The sequence below is a fragment of the Streptomyces sp. NPDC006265 genome (genome assembly GCF_040613555.1).
GTDB lineage: Bacteria > Actinomycetota > Actinomycetes > Streptomycetales > Streptomycetaceae > Streptomyces.
The window spans coordinates 1-5,401 of the sequence record NZ_JBEXSH010000637.1; the positions used below are offsets into that span (position 1 = coordinate 1).

General features: G+C 70.9%; 6 protein-coding genes and 1 pseudogene. 4 read left to right on the top strand and 3 right to left on the bottom strand.

The annotated features are described in order from the left end of the window. The 3 genes from ABZ281_RS36040 to dhaK all read right to left on the bottom strand — a co-directional run. The coding region (locus ABZ281_RS36040) for a hypothetical protein (RefSeq protein WP_356662276.1) at positions 1-357 on the bottom strand (357 nt) is incomplete at its 3' end. Then, positions 350-949, bottom strand: coding sequence for a dihydroxyacetone kinase subunit DhaL (dhaL, locus tag ABZ281_RS36045; protein WP_356662277.1), 600 nt, complete (start codon positions 947-949; stop codon positions 350-352). The genes ABZ281_RS36040 and dhaL, both read right to left, overlap by 8 nt. A gap of 49 nt (positions 950-998) precedes the next feature. Continuing rightward, positions 999-1,991 (bottom strand): dihydroxyacetone kinase subunit DhaK, encoded by a 993-nt coding sequence (dhaK, locus tag ABZ281_RS36050; RefSeq protein ID WP_356662278.1) that lies wholly within the window; start codon positions 1,989-1,991, stop codon positions 999-1,001. 218 nt (positions 1,992-2,209) lie between these two features. On the opposite strand from dhaK, the gene ABZ281_RS36055 reads away from it, so the two are divergent. The 4 genes and pseudogenes from ABZ281_RS36055 to ABZ281_RS36070 form a co-directional block, all read left to right on the top strand. Beyond that, positions 2,210-3,169 carry a glycoside hydrolase N-terminal domain-containing protein gene (locus ABZ281_RS36055; RefSeq protein ID WP_356662279.1) on the top strand — a complete coding sequence of 320 codons (960 nt, stop codon included), beginning with the start codon at positions 2,210-2,212 and terminating at the stop codon, positions 3,167-3,169. Then, on the top strand, positions 3,120-3,989 hold the full coding sequence (locus ABZ281_RS36060) for a glycoside hydrolase family 95-like protein (RefSeq protein ID WP_356662280.1): 870 nt from the start codon (positions 3,120-3,122) through the stop codon (positions 3,987-3,989). The genes ABZ281_RS36055 and ABZ281_RS36060 overlap by 50 nt, the downstream gene beginning before the upstream one ends. Before the next feature lie 214 nt (positions 3,990-4,203). After that, positions 4,204-4,806, top strand: a complete 603-nt coding sequence (locus ABZ281_RS36065; RefSeq protein ID WP_356662281.1) for a hypothetical protein — start codon at positions 4,204-4,206, stop codon at positions 4,804-4,806. Between the two features lie 335 nt (positions 4,807-5,141). Beyond that, positions 5,142-5,401: pseudogene (locus tag ABZ281_RS36070) on the top strand (hypothetical protein); the annotation flags it as partial.

Below are 5,401 nucleotides of genomic sequence, written 5' to 3' on the forward strand. Positions count from 1 at the left end.
CCCAGCAGCAGCGGGGCGTTGGCCTCGGCCGGGGCGTTGCGGAAGTGCTCGTCGACGATGCGGAAGCCGTCGAGCATCTCCCGGAAGGGGTCCGGCCGCGAGCAGCGCCTTCACCGTGAGCACGGCGCTGCCCAGGTCGGTCAGGACGGCGACCCCGGCGCCACGGTCGACGGACGCGGCCGCCGCGGCGATCAGTTCGGAGCTGGTGCCGAGCCCGCCGCCCTCGGTGCCGCCCGCCGGAGCGACGGGCACCACCGTGCCGCCGCCCGCGAGCCCCTTCGCCAGCTCGGCGACCGACGCGGCCACCTCCGCGCTGTGCGACACCAGCACGATCCCCACCAGCTGCTCGTCACTCACCTGCGGCCTCCGCGAGTCCGGCGATCAGCAGCGCCGACGACGTGGCACCCGGGTCCTGGTGGCCGATGCTGCGCTCGCCCAGATAGCTGGCCCGGCCCTTGCGCGCCTGCAGGGGCGTCGTCGCCACGGCGCCCTCCTCCGCGGCGGTCCGGGCCGCCGTGAACGAGTCGCCGAGTGCGTCCACGGCGGGCACCAGCGCGTCGATCATGGTCTTGTCGCCCGGGGCGGCGCCGCCGAGCGTCATGACCGCGTCCACCCCCGTCCGCAGGGCTTCGGCCAGCTGCTCCGCACTGACCTCACCGGCATCGCCGAGGGCCTTGCCGGTACGGCGCAGCAGCGTCCCGTACAGCGGCCCCGAGGCGCCGCCGACCGTCGAGATCAGCTGGCGTCCGGCGAGGGTCAGCACCCCGCCGGGCGTGCCGGGGGGTTCCTTCTCCAGGGCGGCCGCGACGGCCCTGAACCCGCGCTGGAGGTTGGTGCCGTGATCGGCGTCCCCGATGGGGGAGTCGAGGGCGGTGAGCCGTTCCGCCTCGCGGTCGACGGACGCGGCGGTCACCGTCATCCAGCGGCGGAAGAATGCGGCGTCGAGCACTGGGTCTCCTTGCCTGGTAGGTACGTGGTGATCCTCTACCCCCTGTGCGTCACATACCCCAGCGCAGACCCGGGGTCCTCACCGGAGCGTCGTACAGCCGCAGCAGCTCTTCGTCGACCTGGCACAGGGTGAGCGAGGCGCCCGCCATGTCCAGGGAGGTGACGTAGTTGCCCACGAGGACACGGGCCACGGGGACGCCGCGCTGGGCGAGCACCCGGTGTACCTCCGCGTTGAAGCCGTACAGCTCGAGCAGCGGCGTGGCGCCCATGCCGTTGACCAGGATCAGCACCGGATTGCGCGGCTGGAGGTCCTCCACCACCGCCTCGGCGGCGGCCTCGGCGATCTCCCCGGAGGTCATCATGGCGCGCCGTTCCCGGCCGGGCTCACCGTGGATGCCGATGCCCAACTCCAGCTCGCCGGGCGGCAGATCGAAGGTGGGGCTGCCCTTCGCCGGTGTGCTGCAGGCGCTCAGTGCGATCCCGAAGCTGCGGGAGCTCTCGTTCACCTGCCGCGCGATGGCCTCGACCCGCTCCAGCGGCATGCCCTCGGCGGCGGCGGCACCCGCGATCTTCTCCACGAACAGGGTCGCGCCCGTACCGCGCCGCCCCGCCGTGTACAGGCTGTCGGTCACGGCCACGTCGTCGTTGACCAGTACCTTCGCGACCTGGATGCCCTCGTCCTCGGCCAGCTCGGCGGCCATGTCGAAGTTGAGCACGTCACCGGTGTAGTTCTTCACGATGAACAGCACGCCGGCGCCGCTGTCCACGGCGGTGGCCGCGCGCAGCATCTGGTCGGGCACGGGGGAGGTGAACACCTCGCCAGGGCAGGCCGCCGACAGCATGCCGGGGCCCACGAAGCCGCCGTGCAAGGGCTCGTGGCCCGATCCTCCGCCCGAGACCAGCCCCACCTGCCCCGCGACGGGAGCGTCCCGCCGCACGATCACCCGGTTCTCCACGTCCACGGTCAGCTCCGGGTGTGCAGCCGCCAGACCGCGCAGTGCGTCCGCTACGACGGTCTCCGGGACGTTGATGAGCATCTTCACGGGTACCTCCAGGTGAGACGGGTCCATGTGCCTCTGGCCTTCATTTTCGCAGTCCGGGATGGGCCAGGCCAGTTGCCGACCTTGGTGGTCGTCGAGTGATGCACACCCCTAGACATCCGATCTATATCGCGGTCACGATGTTCGAGCCCCCCGACATGTGTCGACGTGGCGTCACTCCCTCCGCGAAAGAGCCGATGAATGGGCTGGGAGATCTCACCGTGGTCACTGAATCCCAACCGCAGCGACGCAGCCTTCTCAAGTTCGGCGGTGGCCTCGCCTTCGCCCCGCTGCTCTCCCGGGTGACCGGCACGTCTCCCGGAGGGCGGGCTGTCGCCGCGGAGGCCGGGGCGCCGCGGGCCCTCCGGTGGCCCACCCTGTCGCGCGAGGCGCTGACCTACTCCGTACCCGCCGCGGACTGGCAGTCGCAGGCCCTGCCCATCGGCAACGGCCGGCTCGGCGCCATGCTCTTCGCCGATCCCCACGAGGAGCGCATCCAGTTCAACGAGCAGAGCCTCTGGGGCGGGGTCAACGACTACGACAACGCCCTGGCGGGCAAGCCGGACAGCGATTTCGACACCGGCATGACCGGCTTCGGCTCGTACCGCAACTTCGGTGACGTCGTCGTCACCTTCGCTCCCCGTACGAGCCCGAAGGTCACGGCTTACGGAGGTCCGTACAGCAGCTCCCCGTCGGAGGGTGTCGACAAGACGTACGACGGTGAGCCGAGCACCAAGTGGTGCATCGAGGGGCCGGGTGCGAAGGTGCAGTGGCAGGTCGAGCTCCCCGCCCCCACGGCGGTCGCGTCCTACCGGCTGACGAGTGCCGACGACGTACCGCAGCGCGACCCGCAGGAGCGGACGTTCTCCGGTTCCGCCGACGGCACCACCTGGACCACGCTCGACAGACGCACTCTGGATGCGCCCTTCGAAAACCGTTTCCAGACGAAGGAGTTCACCTGCGCCGCCTCCGCGGCCTACCGCTTCTACCGCTTCGACTTCGCACCGAAAGCAGGCGTCAGCCACTTCCAGGTGAGCGAGATCGGCCTGGCCGGCGTCGACCTCGGCGCGGACGGGGTAGCACTGGGCGTTCACCCAGGACCTGGACTATCTGCGCACCGTCGCCCATCCGATGATCAAGGAGATCTGTCAGTTCTGGGAGGACCATCTCAAGGAGCGTGAGGACGGGCTCCTCGTCGCACCCGACGGCTGGTCCCCCGAGCACGGGCCGCGCGAGGACGGCGTCATGTACGACCAGCAGATCATCTGGGACCTGTTCCAGAACTACCTCGACTGCGAATCGGTGCTCGGGGCGGATCCCGCCTACTGGGCCAAGGTCGCGGAACTTCAGGCACGCCTCGCACCGAACAAGATCGGCCAGTGGGGCCAACTGCAGGAGTGGCAGGAGGACATCGACAGCCCCACCGACATCCATCGCCACACCTCACACCTCTTCGCCGTCTACCCGGGCCGCCAGATCACCCCCCGGACACCGGGCTTCGCGGCCGCCGCCCTCGTGTCGCTCAAGGCGCGCTGCGGCGAGAAGGAAGGCGTCCCGTTCACGGCCGGGACGGTGTCGGGCGACAGCCGCCGTTCGTGGACCTGGCCCTGGCGTGCGGCTCTCTTCGCCCGCCTGGGCGACGGCCACCGCGCCCGGATCATGCTGCGCGGACTGCTCACCTACAACACGCTGCCCAACCTGTTCTGCAACCACCCGCCCTTCCAGATGGACGGCAACTTCGGCATCTCCGGTGCCGTGGCGGAGATGCTCCTGCAGAGCCACGACGGCGTCATCCACCTGCTGCCCGCCCTGCCGGACGACTGGAAGGCCAAGGGCTCCTTCACCGGACTCCGCGCACGTGGCGGCTACGAGGTCGGCTGCACGTGGCGGAAGGGGAAGGTCACGTCGTACACCGTCACGGCCGACCGGGCCCGGAACCGGAGCAAGGTCACCGTGCGGGTGAACGGCACCGACAGGAAGGTGACGCCGGCCAAGTCCTGACCGCCGGACTCGGAGGGGAACAGCCGTCCCCACCCGGAGGGATACATCCGTCCCCAGCCGGAGGGGAGCAGCCCTCCCACAGCCGTCCCCTGCGCCGCGGTCTGCGAGGATCGCGGCAAGCCCCTGCCCGACCGGACCAGGCGCGAAGAAGATCGCCGGACGGCTCTGTATCAGCGGCAAGACGGAGAGCGGCGGCGATGAGAAAGTGGGCATCATGTCCACCTCAACGACCACCCGCCGCGCCCTCCTTGGGCCGGCCACGGCACTCGCCCTCGCGGTGACCCTCACCGCCTGCGGCGACCTGCACGCCTCGGACACAGCGGCGGGAACCGCTCCGAGCCCGTCCGCCACGTCCTCACCTCCTGCCTCCGGTGCCTCGCCGTACGTGGAACCCGGCGCCGGCGACGGCGCCCCGCACTACAACGAGAACAACGCCTACCGCCGCGAGGGCGAGATGGCTCCGGCCCACGAGAAGGACGCCCGACGGGAGGCCGACCGCATCCGGCCCGTGCTGGAGCGCCTGTGGAGACAACGCGAGTGGGATCCCGCGACCGTCCGGGCGGCCCTGCTCCGGCTCGGCTACGAGGAGGAGCGCGTCACCAAGGGCGGCAGACGCCTCGGCGGCACGCTCACCGTCACGGAGATGTCCGCACGCTGGAAGGACGACCACTACGTCACGCCCGAGGGGACGCGGGTCGCCCTGCGCGTTCACGCCGACGCCTGCGTGTCGGCGTTCGTGCAGAAGTCGAACTTCGAGGTGCGGACCAACGGCCCCTACCCGGAGACCGGCTGCTTAGAGCCTCCCTACGGTCACTGAGGAGCGCCGGGCGGCCATGCCGTGAGCGAGGCCGTGGCTACCGGGCGCTCGCCACGCATGATCAGGCGCACTGTGGCACGGGCTGGTCGCCGGTACGGCCGGAGGCGTCGTGACTCTCGGCGAGAAGACCGAACAGGTCGTGACCGGCCGCCCCGGCTCCCCTGTGCCCGCCCGCGTCCTCCAGCATCCGACCGGCCAGCCCAGCACCCCGGCACCCAGTCGCTGCCCTCAACCGGGCCAAGCACTTCGGCCAGGCCGCCCTTCTCGGCGTACTCCGCCCGATCATGGCCCAGTCGGGTCTGCGCGGTCCGGTCGCGTCCGCCGGGTGCGGCGTCGTGCGTCTCACCAACGACCAGATCGTGGAGAACGCCACCGGAGTCGGCGCCCCGCCTACCACCTGGCCCCGCGCGCAACTCGTCGTGGACGTCCTGTACAAGACCGCCCACGGCTTCGCCACCGGTGCCGTGGCGGACACCCCGGCCGCCCGGAACGTCCGGGGCCCCGCGTTGTGGACGTGGCGGCTCATCTCGGCGTATCCGACGCTGAACAGGATCAGGACGACGCCGAGGACGACGAAGAGCAGCGGCTGGCCGAC